Below are 20,770 nucleotides of genomic sequence, written 5' to 3'. Positions count from 1 at the left end.
CCCACCAATTGCCCCATGATTATTCTTCACTGGCAAAATGAGCGCAATTGCGCTCATTTTTTTGAGAGAGAATTAAACCAATTGTCGGCGAATTATTTTACCGCCGATTTTTGAGACCAATTGGTCTCATTTTTTTTGAGGACTACTCCCACCAATTGCCCCATGATTATTCTTCACTGGCAAAATGAGCGCAATTGCGCTCATTTTTTTGAGAGAGAATTAAATAAAACGCTGGCGAATTATGAAACAGGAAAATTTGACACCCATTGAGTGTCAAATATTTGCTTATTTCTGAAACAAATTGCCCAGAAATCCTTCCAAGCCACCTTTACCAGTACGATCGCCCTTCAGCTTAGCAAGCTGCATCAGCAACTCACGTTCCTCAGCCGTCACCTTAGTCGGAATATCAATAGACACCGCAATCAAATGGTCGCCGCGACTGACAGGATTTCCCAACTTAGGCACACCTTTTTTCTCCAGAGTCAGAACAGTATTCGCCTGAGTTCCCGTAGGAATCAACAATTCCGTCGGCCCGTCTACCGTTTCCACTTCCAACCGGCAGCCCAAAATTGCTTGCAAATAACTAATCTTCACTTCCGAATTAACGTTAATGCCGTCCCGCTTAAATAGCGGGTCTTCATTCACAGCCAAGAACACGTAAAGATCACCAGGCGGCCCGCCCAGTTTGCCAGCATCCCCTTCATTGGAAACCCGCAAACGAGTACCATTGTCAACCCCAGCCGGAATAGTGATTTTCAGCTTTTTCATCACTTCTTTCTGGCCCCGGCCGCCACAAGTTTCGCACTTGTCCTCAATCACTTGCCCAGTGCCGTTACAGGTAGGGCAAACTGAAACTTGAGTAAAGCTGCCGAAAGGAGTGCGGGTAGCACGGCGGACTTGGCCGCTGCCGGTACAAGTCGAGCAAGTTTGGGGTCTAGTTCCCGGCTTGGCGCCAGTTCCACTGCAAGTTTCGCAGGTTTCTAGGTGCTTAATGCGAAGTTCTTTTTCTCCACCAAACACTGCTTCGCGAAACTCCAGCCGCAAGTCGAGCCGCAAATCGTCTCCGCGCACTGGGCCGCTGCGTCTGCGACCTTGTTGTTGTTGGCCGCCCGCTCCTCCTTGAAAACCCTGGAAGAAGCTTTCAAAAATATCGGCAAAGCTGTCGCCGAAGTCTTGGAACCCCGGCGCTGCTGCACCGCTCACGCCTGCTTCGCCAAAACGATCGAAACGGGCGCGGGTTTCTGGTTCTGAGAGTACCTCGTAAGCGCGGTTAATTTCTTTAAACCGCTCCTCGGCACTTGGTTCTTTGTTGACATCTGGATGGAACTTGCGAGCTAGACGACGGTAAGCACGCTTAATTTCCTCTTTGTCTGCACTGCGAGAAACGCCTAATATTTCATAGTAATCACCGGCCATAAAGCTGCTTGCCTGGAGGTAAATAACAAAAAGTGTACGAAAAAGAAACGGGCGACCTTTCCTGAAGTTACAAAATTAAAAATCAAAAATAATCATTTTTAACTTTTAATTTTTATCTTTTCAGATCTAAAGGAAAGGATTCATATCATCAACTTCAGGTTCTGGAACCTTCGGTTTTGGTTCTGACTGTGGATTTGGCTGTCGCTTTGACTTTGGTTCCGGTTTTGGTTCCGGTTTTGGTTCCGGTTTTGGTTCCCGCTTTACTTGCGCCTTTGGTTGCGCTGGTGACGGAGCTGGTGATGGAGCTGGTGATGGAGCTGGTGGTGGAGGTTTGATCGCCACCAGCAGCTCTTCTGTCAGCAAAATGCTGTCTTCGGTAGCTGCAACCTCTTCTATTTCTGACATCATCTCGCTTTCAAGCTCTGCCGAAGAGGGGGCTACCCCGCTGCGGGCTTGCTCGTAGACTGCTGTCCCGAGGGAGTATAGCAGTTGCTTGAAAGCTTCGATTGCGGGCGTGAGTTCCTCGCCTGTAATGTCAGGGTTAGCCATCGCCGCCTTCAAGGCTGCTGTTGCTGTTTCGGCTTCGGCTTTGAGGTCGTCGCCCAGCAATTGCGCGTTGGTTTTCAAAGTGACACCACAATTATAGACCAGGGTGTCGGCTTGATTTTTGAGTTCGACGACTTGAGCGCGCTTGATGTCCTCGTCGGCATAAAGTTCGGCTTCTTGCCGCATTCGCTCGACTTCGGTTTCGGTCAATCCTCCTGTATTGGAGATTTGGATGCTTTGTTCTTTGCCGGTTCCCTTGTCTTCTGCGGCTACTTTGAGAATGCCGTTGGCATCGATTTCAAAGGTAACTTCGATTTGAGGTACACCACGGGGGGCTGCGGGAATGCCTTTGAGCAGGAATTTGCCGAGACTTTTGTTGTCTTTAACTAATGCGCGCTCGCCTTGGAGGACGTGAATTTCTACGGAGGTTTGTCCGTCTGCGGCGGTGCTGTACATTTGCGATCGACTGGTGGGGATAGTTGTATTGCGATCGATCACTTTTGTGAACACACCGCCCAAGGTTTCGAGTCCCAAGGAAAGTGGCGTCACGTCTAGCAGCAGCAAATCTTTGACTTCGCCGCCCAACACTCCGGCTTGAATTGCCGCGCCTACGGCTACAGCTTCGTCGGGATTCACCGATTTATCGGGAGAAGCGCCGCCAAAATACTTGCTAATTGCCTCTTGAACTGCCGGAATTCGGGTTGAGCCTCCGACTAAAATAATCCTGTCTATATCTTTAGGGGTAAGACTTGCGTCTTTGAGGGCTTGAGTCACCGGATCTATCGTCGCCTGCACCAAATGACCGACAAGTTTTTCAAACTGAGCCTTGGAGAGATCCATTTCCAAGTGCTTCGGCCCTTTTTCATCAGAAGAGATGAAGGGCAAATTAATGGATGTGGATTGCGAGAGAGAGAGTTCAATTTTCGCCTTTTCCGCAGCTTCTCGGAGGCGCTGCAAGGCCATTTTGTCTATTGAGAGGTCACTGCCTTCTTGAGTTCGGAAAGCTTCTACCAGCCACTGAACTATGCAGTCGTCAAAGTCATCTCCTCCGAGATGGTTGTTACCTGCGGTGGCGTTGACTTCAAAAATTCCGTCTCCCAGTTGCAGGATCGAAACGTCGAAAGTACCACCGCCGAGGTCAAAGACCAAGATTTTTTGTTCGATATTTTGCTTGTCCAGCCCGTAGGAAAGGGCGGCCGCCGTCGGTTCATTGACAATCCGCAGGACTTCTAAACCTGCGATCGTACCGGCGTCTTTAGTAGCTTGGCGCTGAGCATCTGTGAAGTATGCCGGCACTGTAATTACGGCTTGGGTAACAGCTTGTCCCAAATAAGCTTCAGCATCTTGCTTGAGCTTTTGGAGTACCATTGCCGAGATTTCTTGAGGGGTGTGAACCTTGTTCCGAATTTGGACGTTAACGGTGTCGTCTTTGCCTTTGATGCAGGTATAGGGAGTGCGGGATCGTTCTTCTTCCGTGTCGTCCCACCTGCGCCCGATAAATCGTTTGATACTGTAAACAGTATTTACAGCATTAGTTACAGCTTGCCGCTTGGCTAGTTGACCGACTAAGCGATCGCCCCCCTTGCCAAATCCTACAATGCTCGGAGTTGTGCGGCCGCCCTCAGAATTGGCGATCACGACTGGTTTACCGCCCTCCAATACAGCTACACAACTGTTGGTCGTGCCTAAGTCAATTCCAATAATTTTTCCCATAGCGCCTCATAAAACTTTGTGGGATGTTTGGAAACTTCCAACTACAAATTGGGGGATCAAAAACGACTCAGCTTGTTTTAACAAGCATCACCTGACTAGATTTTTAGGAAACCAACTTGATATCTTAATCCAATATCAAAGACGGGCAAGTCGATTTTAGATTTTAGATTTTAGATTGACTCCCAAAGATGAATCTGGGATCTTAAACTTTGGTCTAAAATTTTGGGAGCATCCACGACTTAAGTCGGGGGTTTGTACCCATTTTTGGACGGGTTAAAGCATTTTTCAGAATTTGTTGAGAAAGCGCTGACCAGAAAGAATTGGTTTAAAGCCGGAACCCTGATCGGGAGAAATTAAAATCAGACTATTCATTACTCCAATCCTCTTCCTTCTAGGTAAAGGTCGCTGTCCCAGGTCAACTGTCAACTGTCAACTGAATGACCTGCTTTTAGTCCTGAATTAAGAAGTTGGTCAGTCTGCCACCTTGGGGCCCCCGAATTCTCTTCGGGGGTCAGTGACTTCTCAGAATGCAGTAGCTTGTATCCCGATTAACTTTCCGAACTATCGGGATTTTCATCTGAGGCTACCACAGATATCCCAGGCGCTGCAACTTTCACTTTGGCGTGCCGCAAGACGCGATCGCCCAGAATGTACCCGCGTTCTAGTTCTTGGATGATTGTGCCTTCCTCATGTTCGTCTGTGGGCTCGCTGAGGAGAGCTTCGTGGAGGTTGGGATCAAACTGTTCACCTTCGGGGCGCATCGGAGAAACCCCGATTTGTTTGAGGCCATCTACCATTTGCTTGTAAACGCTTTGGTAGCTTTTGTGAATGTTCATCTCACCGTCGTTTTGTGGCTTGATGTGCGATCGAGCGCGCTCGAAATTGTCGATCACCGGCAACAGGGCTTTGATCGTGATACACCTTGCCTGTAAATCTAACTCTTCTTTTTCCTTTTGGGTGCGCCTGCGGAAGTTGTCAAAATCTGCTGCTAGGCGGAGATTTTGATTTTTCAGGTCTTCTAGTTGAGCGGATGTGGCTTGCAACTGAGTTTTTAAAGCCTCTTTTTCATCGGTTACAGAGGCTAGTTCCCTCTGCCACGACTCAGCCGCGTCTGCTGTCGGGCTGTTGGTGGAACTGCCTGTAACAGTATCCCCGGATGCGTTTGCTCTCTTGCGATCGGGCTGAGCGCTTTGATAAGCTTGAGCAAGTTCGAGCTCCCAATCGGCAGATCCGTTCGAGTTTGCTGGTGCCGGCGGAGTTTCGCTTGCCATTGGCGAACCCTCTGGGGTTTCCCCAGTTGAGTTAGGATCTAGATCTTGCTGTTTTTCCTCGTCAATCATAAAAGCTGCGCGACAGAACCCTATCAATTCTAGCAGATACAGTTAACCGGGTAAATCTAGAAAACTAGAATTTACTGTTTATGGCACTATCTCATTCAGAGGATATTTCCTGCCTTTGTGGAGGAATGCCTCAAAGCTTTCAATAAAATATTAAAATGGTCGTTTATATCTATACCGATAGTATGAGCCAGCAAAAAGCTTTGGTTGGCTGCTTGTTGGGGACTAAATATATCGGCAGAGCTTTCCGGCTCGCACTTCTAAAAAATGCTTTTTATCAAACTGAGATGCTCTCTGATTCTGATGCAAGCGTCAAGGATTTAATTCATACTAAAGTCGCTTGAAGTCTTGATTTTGGGTAATTCAAATCAGACAAATTAGCGGGTCTTGCGGACTTACTAATCAGTTAGGACACCAGCGTAGAATTATATTAATATTTCCAGACTCAAAAGTAGAGCTGCTCAAAATCTGTGCGCTCGGACTCCGGCTGGACGATCGGGCTGTGCGCGATCGCACATAATTAATCAAAATATATCTCAAAAGACCGATCGACGCTTTAGTCAAAGCTATGATCATCAAAGATCGCATAGCGGATCTTTAACCTAGTGATGCACCGCGCCAGCAGGGGCACTGTAATTTGACCAAACAATTTGCGAATATAGAACGATCGTGGAAAGGCGACACACCCCTACGGTGCAAATCCCCAAGTGATGTGCCATGAGGCTATAACGAGAGTATCTCGCAGGTCGATCGGCTAAGTAGGCAACGATCGCACTCAACGAACAAGATCTGATTTCAAGCATCCGCAACTCCCTCCAACGTCTCGTCAATTTGTAGACGAAAATTAGAGGAGACTACGAGCTTACACTTGACATATAGGGATCGAGCCAGAACATGATAGCTCATCCATAAGCAAAGAAGACGGGGGTTAAAAGCCCGCGTTAGTTTTCCTCTCAGTTCCCACCTATTGAGTGTTTTTATGACTAACACACCCCAGGGGTTTCGCTCCACCACATCGCTAGTTGCTGTAAGCAAATTTACTCCGGCTCTCAACAAGATGATTCAGTCGGGTTACGTCAACGGAGACCAACTGAATCAAGCTCAAATTGAAAGCCGGAAGTCGGGGAAGCGGTTGACGGAGGTATTAGAAGCACTTACCGGCCAGCAGTTGCCCCCAGAATTGCTGCGGCTTTACAAGAAGCAGCAGATGTTTGAACGGAAGATAGTCTACGGGGTGGAAGCGTATGACCCAGAAATGAGCGAAATGTCGAACGAGCAACTCGGAATTATGCTCGATGGGTTGAAAATTTCGATCGACATTTGTCACCAAGGTCGTTTTTTACCCGTAGCGAAGACTGAAACTGAGCCTCCAGCGGTTTTAGTGGCAATGGTAGACCCCGACAACCTCAACGCCATAGAAGATTTGCGGCGGATTTTACAGCCTCACGGCTTGGCTTTGCAGCGACGGGTGATTACGCCAGACGACTATCAGGACATAACTTCGACCTATCAAGACGATCAAGTTAAGGTAGCAGCCAAAATAGCAGAAGCCGAAAAGCAGAGAAAGCTGGAGTTAGGGGACGGAGATTTTGGCGAACTCTCGCTGGAAGAGGTGAGTTCCGATCAAGAAGACTTAGCGAACACCATAGACGATGCTGGGGCGGCTCCGGTAATTAAGGCTGTCAACATCATTTTGGCTAAAGCTTTGTCGGAAAAGGTGTCTGACATCCACGTAGAACCTCAAGAAGAGTTTATGCGGATACGGATGCGGAAGGATGGGGTGCTGCAAGAGTATTTCCGGTTTCCCAAGCAGGTAGTGCAAGCGATTACGGCTCGTTTCAAGATTATTGCCAACCTAGACATTGCCGAACGCCGACAAGCTCAAGATGGTCGCATCCGCCGGATGTTTGAGGGACGCACGGTGGATTTCCGGGTGAACAGCTTGCCTTCGCGGTACGGAGAAAAAATCGTGCTGCGGATTTTGGACAGTTCCAGCACTCAGTTGGGTTTGGGTTTGTTGATCTCGGATCAAGAAACTCTGGCTTTGGTGCGAGAGACTGCTAGCCGTCCGTTTGGACTGATTTTGGTGACGGGGCCGACGGGTTCTGGTAAGTCAACTTCTCTGTACTCGATTCTGGCGGAACGGAATGATCCGGGGGTTAATATCAGTACGGCGGAAGACCCGATCGAATATGCTTTGCCAGGAATTACCCAATGTCAAGTAATTCGGGAAAAAGACTTGAGTTTTTCCAACCTGCTGCGGGCGTTTTTGCGGCAAGATCCTGACGTGATTCTGGTGGGAGAAACCCGGGACAGAGAAACGGCCAAAACAGCTCTGGAAGCTGCCTTGACTGGACACTTAGTGCTGACGACATTGCACACGAATGACGCGGCTGGGGCGATCGCGCGTTTGGACGAAATGGGCGTAGAACCGTTCATGGTGTCGGCCGCTTTGTTGGGCGTGTTAGCTCAGCGTCTGATGCGGCGCGTTTGCGACAAATGCTGCATTCCTTACCAGCCTACCGCTCAAGAACTCGGTCGGTACGGTCTGTCGGCTTCTCAAGAAATCGATCTAACTGTTAACAAAGCCAACATCATACCGGTGGAGGAAAGGAAAGGACTGGCAGAACGCGAGCAACTTTGTCGCAAGTGCGGCGGCTTAGGCTACAAAGGACGGGTAGGAGTTTACGAGTTCCTGAAAAATACTGAGCGGCTTCAAACTCTGATCACTCAAGGGGCTCCCACAGAGCAACTTAAGGAAGCAGCAGTAGAAGAAGGGATGAAAACGTTGTTGGCTTACAGCTTGCAGTTAGTGCGGGAAGGCGCGACTACCTTTGAAGAAGTCGAGCGGGTGACGTTTACTGACTCCGGGCTGGAGGCGGAACTGAAAGCCAAACGCAAGCAGGGACTTACCTGCAAAACTTGTCGGGCGGAATTGAAGCCGGAGATGCTGGATTGTCCGTATTGCTTGACGCCGCGCTTTTTGGATTGATTCAGCAGTTAACTGTTGACTGTTGACTGTTAACTGTTGACTGTTGACTGTTGACTGTTGACTGTTAACTGTTAAATGTATCTGAGTTAGATTGGTCAATAACTATCAACTAGATCGAGAAGAGGTATCTATGGGTCTGATGATTGAAGACGTACTGGAGTCCCTGGTAGAGCAAGGGGGTTCGGACATACACATCCAGGCGGGCGCGCCTATCTTCTTCCGCGTCAGCGGGAAACTAACTCCTCAGCCGCAATACGGCGACATTCTGGCTGCCGAGGAAGTGCAGATCCTGATTTTCCAAATGCTCAACAATATGCAGCGTAAGCACTTGGAAATGGAGTGGGAACTCGACTGCGCTTACGGGGTGAAGGGATTGGCTCGGTTCCGGGTGAATGTCTACCGGGAGCGGGGTTGCTGGGCGGCTTGTATGCGGGCTCTGGCTTCTAAGATTCCTAACGCAGATGCTTTAGGTGTGCCGCAGGTTTTGCGGGATCTGACGGAGAGACCCAGAGGTATGCTGTTGGTGACGGGACAAACGGGTTCCGGGAAAACTACTACGATGGCGGCTTTGTTGGATCTGGTCAACCGGACGCGGTCAGAACATATTCTGACAGTTGAAGACCCGATCGAATATGTGTTTCCTAATATCAAGAGTTTGTTTCACCAGCGTCAAAAGGGCGAAGATACTAAGAGCTTTTCAAATGCGCTGAGAGCTGCTCTGCGGGAAGATCCTGACGTGATTCTGGTGGGGGAAATGCGCGACTTGGAAACCATTGGTCTGGCAATTTCGGCTGCGGAAACGGGTCACATGGTGATGGGAACGCTGCACACGAATTCTGCGGGTGCAACGGTCGATCGGATTTTGGACGTGTTCCCGCCCATTCAACAACCCCAGGTTCGTGCCCAGGTATCTAACTCTTTAGTCGGAATTGCTAGCCAAAATTTAGTTGTGAAAATTGGGGGTGGCCGCTGCTGCGCGATGGAAATCATGCTGAATACTCCAGCTATGTCTAACTTGATCCGGGAGGGTAAAACTCCAATGATTTACTCCCAAATCCAAATGGGAGCGAAGTTGGGTATGAGGACAATGGAAATGGCTCTAGCTGAACTTTACAAGACCGGTAAAATCACTTGGGAATCGGCAATGGGCAAGGCTTCTAAGCCTGATGAACTCGAACGCTTGATCGGCCCGGCACCTGTTGGTGGTGGCGGCAAGGGAGGGGCTCATTAATTCGGTCAGCACTCATTAGTCATGAGTCCGAAAAAAGAGTTCATGACTGATGATTGATGACTGATGACAACTAACTTTTAATAAATTTTCAGAGGCAATATATGGCTACCAACGTTATCCGTCAAAAACCGAAAGGTGGCTTTGATTTCAGTGCGATTCAAGAGCAACTAGAGTATAACCTTACCAGTCTTACGGTTAAGGATATGGCTATTTTTGCTCGTCAGTTTGCGGCTATGTTTAATGCCGGGGTGGCGATCGTGAGATGCCTTTCCGTGCTGCATGAGCAGTGTTCTAATGCTAAGTTGAAGCGAGCGCTCAGGAGCATGAATGCTGACGTGCAGGAGGGTATCAACTTGGCAGAGGCGATGGCGAAGTTTCCTGATGTTTTTGACCAACTGTTTATCAGTATGGTGGCGGCGGGAGAGGTCGGCGGTGTGCTAGATGAAACCCTAGATCGTCTGGCTCTGATGATGGAAAAAAATCACAAGACGGAGGCTGAAATTAATTCGGCGATGTCTTATCCGAAGACTGTGTTCTCCATCGCGATCGTGATTTTTTTCGCAATGACCATATTCTTGCTGCCAACTTTCGCTAAAATCTTTAAGGATATTGGTGCAGATTTGCCTGCTTTTACGCTGTTTATGTTGGCAATTAGTGCATTTTGTACGGCTTGGCCTCCCATCCAACAAATAACTGTTATTGGGGTGATTATAGCGCTCAAATTTGCCTTTGATATGTACTACAAAACTCCAATGGGCCACCTGCAAATTGATCGGATTGCGATGAAGTTACCGATTTTTGGAGATTTGATCGAAAAATCTGCTGTGGCTCGGTTTTGCGTGATATTTGGGTCGCTGACGCGATCGGGCGTGCCGATTCTCAATTCTTTGGAAATTGTGCGAGATGTGGCGGGGAATCAGGCGATATCGAATGCGATCGAATATGCCAGACAGGAAATTCAAAGTGGCGGCATGATCAGTATTGCTTTGCAAGAACAGCAAGTTTTCCCGTCTTTGGCAATTCAAATGATGGCAATTGGTGAGGAGACTGGGGAACTTGACAAGATGCTGATGAAAGTTGGCGCTTTCTATGAAACGGAAGTTGAAGAAGCAGTCAAAGGGCTTACCAGTATGCTAGAACCTCTGATGATTGTTGTCGTCGGTGGTATCGTAGGTTCGATTTTGTTGTCGATGTATCTGCCGATGTTCGCAGTGTTTCAGAAGCTGTAAGAAATCAGTTGTCAGTTGACAGTTGTCAGTTGACAGTTGACAGTTGTCAGTTGACAGTTGTTAGTTGACAGTTGACAGTTGTCAGTTGTCAGTTGTCATTGGCTTTGTTTGAGTTGTTCATAATGTTCAGTCAGTGATATGGTTTTGGCTAATTTTTCAATAATAATCAATGACCAATTGTTTCCAACTAATGACTAATTGCCAATTACAAGTTGCCAATTACAACTATCAACTGTCAACCGTCAACTGTCAACTGTCAACTGACTAATTAATTATTAATTGATTTAAAATGTCTGTCAAACAATTACATTACGAGGCTTTACTAGCCCAGTACAGCGAATTTTCGGCAGCGATCGCCCTGCTGAAAAAATATCGGCTGTACATGGAGATGATTCCGAGTATTCGCCGCGCTAACGAAAGTTTAATTACCATTCCATTGCCCATTGCGCGCTTGCGGGAGGGGGTCTCCTATGCTGGAAGCGGGGGGACTAGCATATCGCCCGGACAGGCAGTTTGTTTGCCCTGCGATTTGGTGATTTTGATGTGCGATCCAGAGTGGAAAGTTAAAATTGGGGTGGAAATTTTGGTTTTTATTCACCGCCCTGGTGAAGATTTTTCTGATTTGTTGGGCCGCTGGCGACAGTGCCAGGTTTGGCTGGATAAAAGTTACGAGTGGGTGATGCCGTACCGCTATAAGCATATTTTCAGCGATGAAGCTGAGGCTGTTCATCCGCTATTTGTTTTGTTTGACGAAACGTCCGATCGCATTCAGCGCGGTTTGATGGCTGCTGGTTTGCCATTTGTTGTTGAAAGTTTTGATTTGGCGGTTGAGGAAGCAGAGGATGAAGAGTTTATGGGTAGGCGAGAATTGGGGAATATGGGTGAAGAAAGTTATGAGTTGTAGGCTGGTGGTGCGATCAATAATCAGGTCTGTTTTTTCAGTTGACAGCTTTTCAGTTGACAGTTGACAGCTTTTCAGTTGACAGCCACCTCTACCTGGAAGTCCGAGGATTGGAGTAATGAATAGTCGGATTTTAATTTCTCCTCGATCAGGATTCCGGCTTTAAACCAATTCTTTCTGGTAATGGTAAAGGGTAATTGGTAATCAGTGTGTTATATTTTGTTAATTAAATTTGATTTGAATATTTAATTAACAAAATTAACCGCAGAGAACGCAGAGGGCGCAGAGGGGAGAGAAAGAGTAAATTAGAAATTTATTTAGATGAGTACAATTTTTTATTAAACAGGAGCTATTGAGATGAGGTTGTTAAAATCTTGGCGTTTAGTTTTATTAGCTCTAGTTTTTGGGATGGCTGTAATTCTATCAAATTGCAGCACTAATTCAAACACGGTTAGCAATAATTCTCCAACTCCGACAACTCCCGCCGCGGTTCCACCGGGCGCTTTAGTGTACGGTGCGGGCGGGCCGCCTGTCAATCTGGAACCGGGAAATATTACTGATGGTAATTCGGTGATTGCGATCGACCAAATCTACAATCGCTTAACTGATTTTAAACCGGGAACGGTGGAACTCGCACCGAGTCTGGCGACTGAATGGTCGAGTTCGACGGATGGCAAAACTTGGACTTTTAAATTGCGATCGGGTGTCAAGTTTCACGATGGCACGGATTTTGACGCGGATGGTGTTAAGTTTAATGTCGATCGCTGGTGGGATGCCAAAAATCCTCAAGGTTATCGAGATTCGGGGAAAACTTATCAAATTTGGAAGGACTTTTTTGCTGGATTTAAGGGCGATAAAGATTCCCTGGTAAAGGATGTTACCGTTGTGGATAAGTCTACGATTAAGTTTGTGTTAAATCGACCTTTTGCTGCCTTTCCTTCAGCGATTGGGTCGGGTTATTTTGGGATTGCGAGTCCGGTGGCGGTGAAAAAAGCGGGTGCTAAATACGGTACTCCGGGGTCGCTGGCGGTGGGTACGGGGCCTTTTGTGTTTAAGGAATGGCGATCGGGCGATCGCATTATTTTAGAAAAAAATCCCAATTATTGGAAAGCAGGAACACCGAAAGTAAATCAGTTGGTACTTCGTTTTGTTGACGATCCGGCGGCGAGACTGGCTCAATTGCGGGCCGGTCAACTTGATTTTACTGTGGATTTAACGCCGGATCAATTGAAAGAAGTGCAGGCGGATGCTAATTTAGAAACTGTTTTGCGACCTTCTTTTAATGTGGGTTATTTAGCGTTAAATCCGAGTTACGCGCCTTTGTCGAAACCGGAGGTGCGGCGGGCGATCGCCCAAACAATCAACAAACAAGCCATCGTCAAGGCTTTCTGGGGAGAACTTGGCAAATATGACTCGCAATTTGTTCCGCCGGCGGTGAATTTGGCGCAGTCTGACAAAGTTAAAGATTACGAATTTAACCCGCAGCAAGCTAAAGCAATCCTGGCGAAAGCCGGTTATCCGAACGGTTTTGATTTGGATTTGTGGTATATGCCGGTCAGCCGTCCCTATTTTCCCACGCCGAAGCCGATTGCTGAGGCTTTGGCGGCGGATTTGAGCGCGATCGGGATTCGGGTAAAGTTGCTAACAAAGGATTGGTCTGCTTATTTAGCCGATCGACTAAAACCTCCAGGATTTCAAGCTTTTATGATGGGTTGGACTGGAGATTATGGCGATCCAGACAATTTTTATTATCCTCACTTCGGGCCTGGTTCCACAGCGGATTTAGGAAATTGGAAAAATCCCAAAGTTTTGGAACTTTTGGATCGGGGGAGGGCGAGTGGGGATAAAGCAGCTAGGGCGAAAATTTATGCAGAAGTTAGCGAGATTTTGCATGGGGAAGCTGTGCGTTTGCCGATCGTACATTCGCAGCCACTTTTAGGGAAACGCAAGAATATTCAAGGTTGGATTCCGAGTCCTTTGGGATCTGAGTCTTTTGAGGATGTTAGTAAGTCTTGAGAATTCCTGCATAGATAAGACGGCGGTTGAAACCGCGCCTACACAGACAAAACCCGCCTCCGCGGGTTGAAGACAATAATGGAGATGAAAATGCGACAAAATACGATATCATCAGTTGCGAATTACTACTTATAAAAATGGCTAAATATATTCTTAAACGTTTGCTGGGAATATTGCCAGTTTTGTTCGGAATCACGCTGCTGGTATTTGCTTTTTTGCATTTGATACCGGGAGACCCGGCGACTGTACTTTTGGGAGAACGGGGAACTCCCGAACAAGTAGAAATTTTGAGAGCTAGGTTGGGTTTAAATCAGCCTTTACCTTTGCAATATTTGGCTTTTTTAGGGAGTTTGCTCCGCTTTGACTTGGGAAATAGCATTATTAGCGGAATTCCGATAGTTGATGAAATTAAAATTCGCTGGCCTGCTACTTTTGAACTGTCGGTGGCGGCGATGTTGGTGGCAGTTTTTATCGGAATTCCGGCGGGAATTTTGGCTGCTGTTCGCAAAAATAGCTGGCTCGATAATCTAACGATGAGCGGTTCCTTAATAGGCGTATCTTTGCCCGTCTATTGGTTGGGATTGATGGCGATCTATTTGTTTGCTGTTTATCTGAAATGGCTGCCTCCTAGCGGGCGAATTAGTGTAGATTTGGGATTTAATTTTAAGTCGATTACTGGTGTTTATGTTTTGGATTCTTTGCTGAGGTGGGATTTGGCGGCTTTTCGGGATGCGATCGCCCATCTTATCCTCCCAGCCTTGACTTTAGGGACTATTCCGCTGGCTATTATAGCTCGCATCACCCGTTCGGCGATGCTGGAAGTGATGCAGCAAGATTATATCCGCACGGCGCGGGCTAAGGGTTTGCCGGAATTTTGGGTGATTTTGAGACACGCTTTAAAAAATGCGTTTTTGCCGATCGTCACAACTATTGGTTTGCAGTTTGGGACGCTTTTAAGCGGCGCGATTCTGACTGAAACGATTTTCTCCTGGCCGGGAATTGGTTCTTGGATTTACAGCGGTATTCTGGCGCGGGATTACCCAATTGTTCAAGGTGGAGTAATTTTTGTTGCTGTGACTTTTGTACTAATTAATCTGGCGGTTGATATTTCCTATGCTTTTTTTGATCCGAGAATTCAGTACCGTTAATTAAAAGGGGAGTTCAACAGAAAATGCTTGTTTAACATCCGGCTTTAGCAGGTAGTAAATGCTAGCGATCGCAAAACCAAGAGATAGAAAATTGACTGCTGCACCTGCGCTACCAAACATTTTGGCAATTTGCGTGACGACGGCGATTACATGGATAATGAATGTTCCTGTCCAAGCCCATTTTTTTAGTTGAAACAAACCCCATGTTAAGATTAAGGAAATAATTCCGATAATTAGAGCGATCGCCGAAAAAATTGCAATGAACCCGCCGATGACAGTGCCAACTTTTGCGCCGAATCCAACCGCACCTAGACCGCCCAAAACGCCTGCAAATAGTAGGATGAACAAGCCGTCAAGCAGACTGAAGATGCCGCTAATTAACTGTAAAATTGCCAGAACGGTAACGCTTTGAGGACGATTCATGTTGGGGCTTTTCCATTTTTAACGGATTTGCAAAATATTTTAACCTGTTGTGGGCACAGAGCTGATCGATATTCAGGATTTGACCACCTTGCGATCGCGAAACCGGGTTTATGAGAGTCAGCGTCTTAATATTGTGTGGTTTTATGCCCAAACTGCGATCGCCCAAACAACTCACAACCTAGTTGAGTAGGTTTCGCCGCCCGAAGAAAGCCTCCGTAGAGAGTGAGTTTCGCGCGATCGAAAGTTTGGGCCCACATCTTTAGACTGAAAAAACTTAACATTTTTTAATAAGTTGCAAAAGATTAGCTATAATTGTTTACAGGTGCTGGTTGGGGAACTTTTTTTAAATCACCCGATCGGATGAGTCTCAAAGACGATGCCAAGCATCAAAAAAAAAATTACCTTTAAGGTAATCCTGAGATTTAAATTAGTTGACATCTCCCCAGTCCTAAAGGTTCGGGGATTCATAAGACGACGATTTAAGTCTTACAGGTGCTGACAATTCACCTCTACACGCTCAAAAACAACTACCAGTACCAAAGGTATTGCAATTGCGCTTACTTTTTAAGTGGATGAAGGTTTTTCGCTTCTATTTACCACTTGCCAACTTTAGCATAAAGACACGGAGACTTCAGTCCCCCGCGTCGTTGCCCTCTCAGGACTAAAGTCGCTGAGTTTCCCGCTTACCATATTTTTTTATGATCGTTAGCCCAAAAAAGGAAACTGCTCAGGTTAAGGTGGAAGATACTCAGACAGCAGACACCGAGGCCGCAGAGACTAAAATTGTAGATAATAAAACCGCCCAAAAGCAGTCTCCGAAGAAGCCCGCGCCGAAGTCGAAGCGGTGGGCGATCGGGTTGGTTGCAGCCGGGTTGCTAGCTGTACCGACTACCATATATTTAGTAAATAGTAAATCGCAACCGAAAGTAGATGCGATCGCGGCGATGACAGTGCCGGTAGAAGCGCAAAACCTCACCGTGCGAATCACATCTAGCGGTACGGTGCAGCCCGTACAGCGCGTGAATCTCAGCCCCAAAGGTTCAGGGCGCATCGCAGAATTATTTGTCGAACAGGGCGATAAAGTTGAAGCAGGACAAATCGTGGCCCGCATGGAAAGCCGCGATGTAGAAGCTCAACTGGCTCAAGCTAAAGCCCGCGAGGCCAGCGTGCGAGCCAAACTAGCCAAAATCGAAGCCGGGAATCGATCGGAAGATATCGCCAGCGCCAGAGCGCGCTTAGATCAAGCCGAAGCCTCTCTCGCTCAAGTCCAAGCCGGCAGTCGCGTAGAAGAAGTTGCAGGAGCCAGAGCCCGCTTGCAGCAAACTCAAGCTAATTTGCAGCAACTCCGAGCCGGCAACCGCGTGGAAGAAGTAAACCAAGGGCGAGCTCGTTTAGCCCAAGCTCAAGCCCGTTTAGCAGATGCTCAAACTGGCAGTGTCAAACAAGAAATTGCCCAAGCACAAACGCAAATTGTATCGAGTCAAGCCCAAGCTGAACTAACAGCTAAGCGGGTAGAACGTAACCGCCCGTTAGTGCAAGAAGGTGCTCTTGCTCAAGATAAACTGGATGAATTAATCAAAGAAAATCGCACTGCTCAAGCTAAAGTAACTGAATCCCAAAAACGCCTCCAACAACTGCAAGAAAGTCGGAAATCGCAAATTCAGCAATTGCAAGCTGCGGCACAAGTCGAGCAGCAAGCATTGAAGCAGTTACAAAACGGTACGCGATCGGAAGGAATTGCTAAAGGTGAGGCAGAAGTTGCCGAAGCAAAAAGCAAATTAGCACAAGTTGAAAACGGCAATCGTCCCGAAGAAATTGCTAAAGCCCAAGCAGCAGTTGCTGAAGCAAAAAGCCAATTAGCTGTCCAAGAAAATGGGGCTCGCCCGGAAGAAATAGCTTCCGCTAAAGCTGATTTAGCAGAAGCTCAGGCTCAAGTCCGCTTTCAAGAAGTGCAGTTAGAAGATACAAAAGTTCGCGCTCCTTTTGCGGGAATTATCACCCAAAGATACGCGATTGAAGGAGCTTTTGTAACTCCGGCAACTTCGGCATCGGAAGCGACTTCGGCAACTTCGACATCGATTGTCGCTTTGGCTAGAGATGTGGAAGTTTTGGCGAAAGTGCCGGAAGCAGATATCAGTCAAATTAAACCGGGTCAAATAGTTGAAATTGTGGCTGATGCTTATCCCGATAAAGTGTTTAAAGGCCGCGTTAAATTGATTGCGCCGGAAGCTGTTAAGGAACGAGATGTGACCTTGTTTCAAGTGCGCGTCGCCATTATTGACTCTGGTAAGGATTTCTTACAGTCGGGAATGAATGTTGATTTGAGATTTATCGGTCAAAAGCTCAGCAATGCTTTGGTTGTCCCGACGGTGGCAATTGTGACGAATAAAGGTCAAACAGGTGTGCTAGTTCCCGATGAGAAGCAGCAACCGAAGTTTAAGCCTGTGACTGTGGGTTCGACTATTGGTAACAAGATTCAGATTTTGGAAGGTGCTAAGGCGGGCGATCGGGTTTTTACTGAACTTCCTGCTGGTAAAAAGTTGGAGGATATTATTAAGAATCAGAAGTAGTCATTAGTCATTAGTCATTAGTCATTAGTTTGTAGGGTGTGCACTGCGCACCGGTTGACTTTGTAGCCCACCGAAGCGTTTTCATTTTGAACCTAAGCTCATTCCAGGCAATTTTCCTTGCTTTAATTATGACTAATCCGAACGTGAAATAGCGGTTTAATGCTTCTTATGTGCTTCAGATTTAACACATTGACTTTCTTTGACATTGTGCACCCAAGATGATTAGGTCGTCAGTCCTGATTTCCTGAAATTTAGTCAGCCGGTGCTTATTGCTTAGCGGTTTAATGCTTCTTATGTGCTTCAGATTTAACACATTGACTTTCTTTGACATTGTGCACCCAAGATGATTAGGTCGTCAGTCCTGATTTCCTGAAATTTAGTCAGCCGGTGCTTATTGCTTATCCGATCAACTTAACCGGTGCGCAGTGCGCACCCTACAAACTACTAAAATTGAATTATGGATATTTTTGAAAGTGTCAAAATGGCTGTCACAACTTTGACAGCAAATAAGTTACGCAGTAGCTTGACGATGTTAGGAATTATCATCGGTAATGCTTCTGTAATTTCGATGATTGGTATCGGTGAAGGAGCACAGACATTTATTGCGGGACAAGTTAACTCTCTGGGTTCAAATTTGCTGTTTATCATTCCCGGAAGTCCTGAAGCGCAAAGTCGCCCGGTGATTCCGCCTCAGACGTTGGTGTTGGAAGATGCAGATGCGATCGCCTCTCAAGTTGCTTCTGTCCAAGAAGTTGCACCAACTCTCAATGACAGTCAACTCGTTACTTACCGCAATAAAAACGTTTCATCTTCCATTGTCGGAACTACTCCCGAATTTCTGACAGTCAGAAGCTTTGATGTTGGTAAAGGTCGATTTTTAAACAAATTAGATTTAGAAAGACAGGAAAATGTAGTTGCTTTAGGTTCAGAAGCTGCTGAACAATTGTTTGGCAATACGCAGCCGATTGGTCAATATATTCGGATCAAAAATTCTACTTTTCAAGTGATTGGAGTGATGCAGTCAAAGGGTTCGAGTTTTGGCGACAATCAAGATATGAATGTCTATTTGCCGCTGACAACGATGGCTAATCGGATTGTCGGGCGCTCGTCTCCCTACGGTACTAAGGTGACATTTATTTCTGTGTCTGTGAAAGATGAGAAGTTGATGCGGGCGGCGCAATTTCAAATTGAAAATTTGCTCAGATTGCGCCACAATATTACGAAAGAAGATGATTTTACTGTCCGAAATCAGAAGGATTTAATGAAGACTTTGGGCAGTATTACTGGGGCTTTGACTCTAATGTTGGCTTTTGTGGCGGCAATTTCGCTGTTTGTGGGCGGCATCGGGATTATGAATATTATGCTGGTTTCTGTGACGGAACGTACTAAGGAAATTGGACTGCGAAAGGCGATCGGGGCTTCTCCCCAAGATATTCTAATTCAGTTTATGATCGAGGCTGTAATTTTGTCGGCTGCTGGTGGCGCGATCGGTACTGGATTCGGTATCGGCGGCGTGTTTTTGGTGTCGGCTTTTACTCCTCTGCAAGCTAGCGTGTCTCCAGTGGCGATCGCCCTTGCAGTCGGCGTTTCTGGCAGCATTGGCTTATTTTTCGGCATCGTACCTGCAAAACAAGCTGCGAAATTAGACCCGATTGTGGCACTCAGAAGTGCTTAAGAAGGAAGAAGGAAGAAGGAAGATGAAAGAAGGAAGAGGGAAGATGGAAGAAGGCTTTACTTTGTAACTTTCCCAATTCCCAATTCCCAATTCCCAATTCCCAATTCCCAATTCCCAATGCCCGATGCCCGATGCCCAATTCCCAATTCCCAATTCCCAAATTATGAATTTTATTGAAAGTGTTAAAATGGCTGGCCAAACACTGCTAGCAAATAAAACTCGCAGCAGTTTAACGATGATTGGGATGATTGTCGGAAACGCTTCGGTAATTGCGATGATTGGTATTGGAGAGGGAGCACAAAAATTTGTAAGTGGACAAGTTCAATCCCTTGGTACAAATGTATTGATCGTGAGGCCAGGAGTTCCCAATGCTAGGCGAAGTTCGATCGCCAGCGCGCCTCAAACATTGATAGTAGAGGATGCTAAGGCGATCGCCTCTCAAGTCCCTTCCGTCCAAGGTGTCTCCGCAGAACTCAACAGTTCTGAGATTGTTCGCTACGGTAACAAAAATGTTTCGTCTCTAATTTTTGGCACGATTCCAGAATTTCTCACAGTCAGAAATTTTGAAATGGCTAAAGGGCGATTTTTGACTGAACTCGATGTTAAGCAAAACAATCAAGTTGTAGTGCTCGGTTCAGAATTGGCCGAGCAACTGTTTGAGAATGCTAACCCCCTCGGCGAACAAGTGCGAGTCAAAAATGTCAGTATGAAAGTAATTGGAGTATTCGCGCCCAAAGGCACATCTTTTGGTACGAATTATGATAACTCGGCTGTTGTGCCGATCGCCACAATGGCCAACCGCATTGTCGGGCGGAAATCTCCCTACGGTTTAGCTGTCACTTCGCTGTTTATTTCAATTCAAGATGAGTCGAAAATGGATGCGGCTCAATTTCAGGTAGAAAACTTGCTGAGACTGCGGCACAAAATTAGCACAGAAGATGACTTTACGGTCAGAAATCAGAAAGATTTAATGGCGACAATGGACTCGATTTCCGGGGCCCTGACACTGATGTTAACTGCTGTTGCTAGCATTTCCCTGTTGGTAGGTGGCATTGGGATTATGAACATTATGCTTGTGTCTGTGAGCGAACGGACGCAAGAAATCGGGCTCAGAAAGGCGATCGGGGCTTCCCAACAAGATATCCTGTTTCAATTTATCGTCGAAGCTATAATTTTATCGGCTGCAGGAGGGATAGTCGGTACTTGCGTAGGTGTCGGCGGTATCTTGCTTGTAGGTAATTTTACGCCATTGCAAGCTGGTATCTCCCCTGTGGCGATCGCCCTTGCTGTCAGCGTGTCCGGCACAGTGGGCCTCTTCTTCGGCGTTGTCCCCGCGCGTCAAGCCTCCAAACTCGACCCGATCGCAGCATTAAGAAGTGCTTAACTAATAATCACACATATAATATACTTAAGTAAATACCGAGATCAGTAAATACCTAATGTTACAGTTTGATTCTAACCGCGATATATATATCTTTAAATATTAATAAAACCAGTGGGATTGTACATAGTGAGCAAAATTCATGTATGAGAAATTACAAATAAATCCGGAAACTTTATAAAAATGAGTGAA

16 protein-coding genes are annotated in these 20,770 nt (G+C 46.7%); 11 read left to right on the top strand and 5 right to left on the bottom strand.

Going from position 1 to position 20,770, the window contains the following annotated elements; genetic code table 11:
- Positions 1-285: 285 nt before the first annotated feature.
- From dnaJ to grpE, 3 genes are all read right to left on the bottom strand, one after another.
- The gene (dnaJ, locus tag QUB52_RS09465; protein WP_265235656.1) at positions 286-1,416 is read right to left on the bottom strand and encodes a molecular chaperone DnaJ; all 1,131 of its coding nucleotides are present in this window, start codon (positions 1,414-1,416) and stop codon (positions 286-288) included.
- 126 nt (positions 1,417-1,542) lie between these two features.
- Positions 1,543-3,675, bottom strand: a complete 2,133-nt coding sequence (gene dnaK / locus QUB52_RS09460; protein ID WP_265235655.1) for a molecular chaperone DnaK — start codon at positions 3,673-3,675, stop codon at positions 1,543-1,545.
- Positions 3,676-4,223: 548 nt separating this feature from the next.
- On the bottom strand, positions 4,224-5,015 hold the full coding sequence (gene grpE, locus QUB52_RS09455) for a nucleotide exchange factor GrpE (protein WP_265235654.1): 792 nt from the start codon (positions 5,013-5,015) through the stop codon (positions 4,224-4,226).
- Positions 5,016-5,170: 155 nt separating this feature from the next.
- On the opposite strand from grpE, the gene QUB52_RS09450 reads away from it, so the two are divergent.
- A complete protein-coding gene (locus QUB52_RS09450; RefSeq protein ID WP_332973695.1) occupies positions 5,171-5,356 on the top strand; it encodes a hypothetical protein in 186 nt (61 codons plus the stop codon).
- Between the two features lie 258 nt (positions 5,357-5,614).
- On the opposite strand, the gene QUB52_RS09445 is transcribed toward QUB52_RS09450, so the two are convergent.
- A complete protein-coding gene (locus QUB52_RS09445) occupies positions 5,615-5,815 on the bottom strand; it encodes a hypothetical protein (protein ID WP_332969687.1) in 201 nt (66 codons plus the stop codon).
- A 176-nt stretch (positions 5,816-5,991) separates the two neighbouring features.
- Between QUB52_RS09445 and QUB52_RS09440 the strand changes: the two genes are divergently transcribed.
- The 6 genes from QUB52_RS09440 (at position 5,992) to QUB52_RS09415 (ending at position 14,529) form a co-directional block, all read left to right on the top strand.
- Complete coding sequence (locus tag QUB52_RS09440) at positions 5,992-8,004, top strand: GspE/PulE family protein (protein WP_332973694.1); 2,013 nt, start codon at positions 5,992-5,994, stop codon at positions 8,002-8,004.
- Between the two features lie 130 nt (positions 8,005-8,134).
- Entirely contained in the window at positions 8,135-9,235 is a 1,101-nt protein-coding gene (locus tag QUB52_RS09435; RefSeq protein ID WP_332973692.1) for a type IV pilus twitching motility protein PilT, read from the top strand.
- A 101-nt stretch (positions 9,236-9,336) separates the two neighbouring features.
- Complete coding sequence (locus tag QUB52_RS09430) at positions 9,337-10,464, top strand: type II secretion system F family protein (RefSeq protein WP_332969685.1); 1,128 nt, start codon at positions 9,337-9,339, stop codon at positions 10,462-10,464.
- 289 nt (positions 10,465-10,753) lie between these two features.
- Positions 10,754-11,368, top strand: coding sequence for a hypothetical protein (locus QUB52_RS09425; protein WP_265235648.1), 615 nt, complete (start codon positions 10,754-10,756; stop codon positions 11,366-11,368).
- Positions 11,369-11,722: 354 nt separating this feature from the next.
- Entirely contained in the window at positions 11,723-13,381 is a 1,659-nt protein-coding gene (locus QUB52_RS09420; protein WP_332973690.1) for an ABC transporter substrate-binding protein, read from the top strand.
- Between the two features lie 137 nt (positions 13,382-13,518).
- Positions 13,519-14,529: an ABC transporter permease gene (locus QUB52_RS09415; protein WP_332973689.1), complete on the top strand. Its 1,011-nt coding sequence runs from the start codon at positions 13,519-13,521 to the stop codon at positions 14,527-14,529.
- On the opposite strand, the gene QUB52_RS09410 is transcribed toward QUB52_RS09415, so the two are convergent.
- Positions 14,530-14,952 carry a hypothetical protein gene (locus QUB52_RS09410; protein ID WP_332973688.1) on the bottom strand — a complete coding sequence of 141 codons (423 nt, stop codon included), beginning with the start codon at positions 14,950-14,952 and terminating at the stop codon, positions 14,530-14,532.
- A gap of 49 nt (positions 14,953-15,001) precedes the next feature.
- Here QUB52_RS09410 and QUB52_RS09405 point away from each other — a divergent pair, with 49 nt between their 5' ends.
- The 4 genes from QUB52_RS09405 to QUB52_RS09390 all read left to right on the top strand — a co-directional run bounded on the left by QUB52_RS09405 (position 15,002) and on the right by QUB52_RS09390 (position 20,581).
- Positions 15,002-15,142: a hypothetical protein gene (locus tag QUB52_RS09405; protein WP_332973687.1), complete on the top strand. Its 141-nt coding sequence runs from the start codon at positions 15,002-15,004 to the stop codon at positions 15,140-15,142.
- 508 nt (positions 15,143-15,650) lie between these two features.
- Complete coding sequence (locus QUB52_RS09400) at positions 15,651-17,522, top strand: efflux RND transporter periplasmic adaptor subunit (RefSeq protein WP_332973686.1); 1,872 nt, start codon at positions 15,651-15,653, stop codon at positions 17,520-17,522.
- 457 nt (positions 17,523-17,979) lie between these two features.
- Positions 17,980-19,197, top strand: a complete 1,218-nt coding sequence (locus QUB52_RS09395; RefSeq protein ID WP_265237746.1) for an ABC transporter permease — start codon at positions 17,980-17,982, stop codon at positions 19,195-19,197.
- Between the two features lie 163 nt (positions 19,198-19,360).
- Entirely contained in the window at positions 19,361-20,581 is a 1,221-nt protein-coding gene (locus tag QUB52_RS09390) for an ABC transporter permease (RefSeq protein WP_332973706.1), read from the top strand.
- Positions 20,582-20,770 lie beyond the last annotated feature (189 nt).

Source organism: Microcoleus sp. A6-C6 (assembly GCF_036705955.1).
GTDB lineage: Bacteria > Cyanobacteriota > Cyanobacteriia > Cyanobacteriales > Microcoleaceae > Microcoleus.
This window is presented reverse-complemented; position numbering and strand designations above follow the sequence as displayed.

What these genes read in the sequence shown, in the direction of transcription:
- dnaJ (WP_265235656.1), bottom strand. Translation starts at nt 1,416, where the DNA reads ATGGCCGGTGATTACTATGAAATATTAGGCGTTTCTCGCAGTGCAGAC.
- QUB52_RS09425 (WP_265235648.1), top strand. Translation starts at nt 10,754, where the DNA reads ATGTCTGTCAAACAATTACATTACGAGGCTTTACTAGCCCAGTACAGC.
- dnaK (WP_265235655.1), bottom strand. Translation starts at nt 3,675, where the DNA reads ATGGGAAAAATTATTGGAATTGACTTAGGCACGACCAACAGTTGTGTA.
- QUB52_RS09440 (WP_332973694.1), top strand. Translation starts at nt 5,992, where the DNA reads ATGACTAACACACCCCAGGGGTTTCGCTCCACCACATCGCTAGTTGCT.
- QUB52_RS09435 (WP_332973692.1), top strand. Translation starts at nt 8,135, where the DNA reads ATGGGTCTGATGATTGAAGACGTACTGGAGTCCCTGGTAGAGCAAGGG.
- QUB52_RS09395 (WP_265237746.1), top strand. Translation starts at nt 17,980, where the DNA reads ATGGATATTTTTGAAAGTGTCAAAATGGCTGTCACAACTTTGACAGCA.
- QUB52_RS09390 (WP_332973706.1), top strand. Translation starts at nt 19,361, where the DNA reads ATGAATTTTATTGAAAGTGTTAAAATGGCTGGCCAAACACTGCTAGCA.
- QUB52_RS09450 (WP_332973695.1), top strand. Translation starts at nt 5,171, where the DNA reads ATGGTCGTTTATATCTATACCGATAGTATGAGCCAGCAAAAAGCTTTG.
- QUB52_RS09445 (WP_332969687.1), bottom strand. Translation starts at nt 5,815, where the DNA reads ATGCTTGAAATCAGATCTTGTTCGTTGAGTGCGATCGTTGCCTACTTA.
- QUB52_RS09400 (WP_332973686.1), top strand. Translation starts at nt 15,651, where the DNA reads ATGATCGTTAGCCCAAAAAAGGAAACTGCTCAGGTTAAGGTGGAAGAT.
- QUB52_RS09415 (WP_332973689.1), top strand. Translation starts at nt 13,519, where the DNA reads ATGGCTAAATATATTCTTAAACGTTTGCTGGGAATATTGCCAGTTTTG.
- grpE (WP_265235654.1), bottom strand. Translation starts at nt 5,015, where the DNA reads ATGATTGACGAGGAAAAACAGCAAGATCTAGATCCTAACTCAACTGGG.
- QUB52_RS09430 (WP_332969685.1), top strand. Translation starts at nt 9,337, where the DNA reads ATGGCTACCAACGTTATCCGTCAAAAACCGAAAGGTGGCTTTGATTTC.
- QUB52_RS09420 (WP_332973690.1), top strand. Translation starts at nt 11,723, where the DNA reads ATGAGGTTGTTAAAATCTTGGCGTTTAGTTTTATTAGCTCTAGTTTTT.
- QUB52_RS09410 (WP_332973688.1), bottom strand. Translation starts at nt 14,952, where the DNA reads ATGAATCGTCCTCAAAGCGTTACCGTTCTGGCAATTTTACAGTTAATT.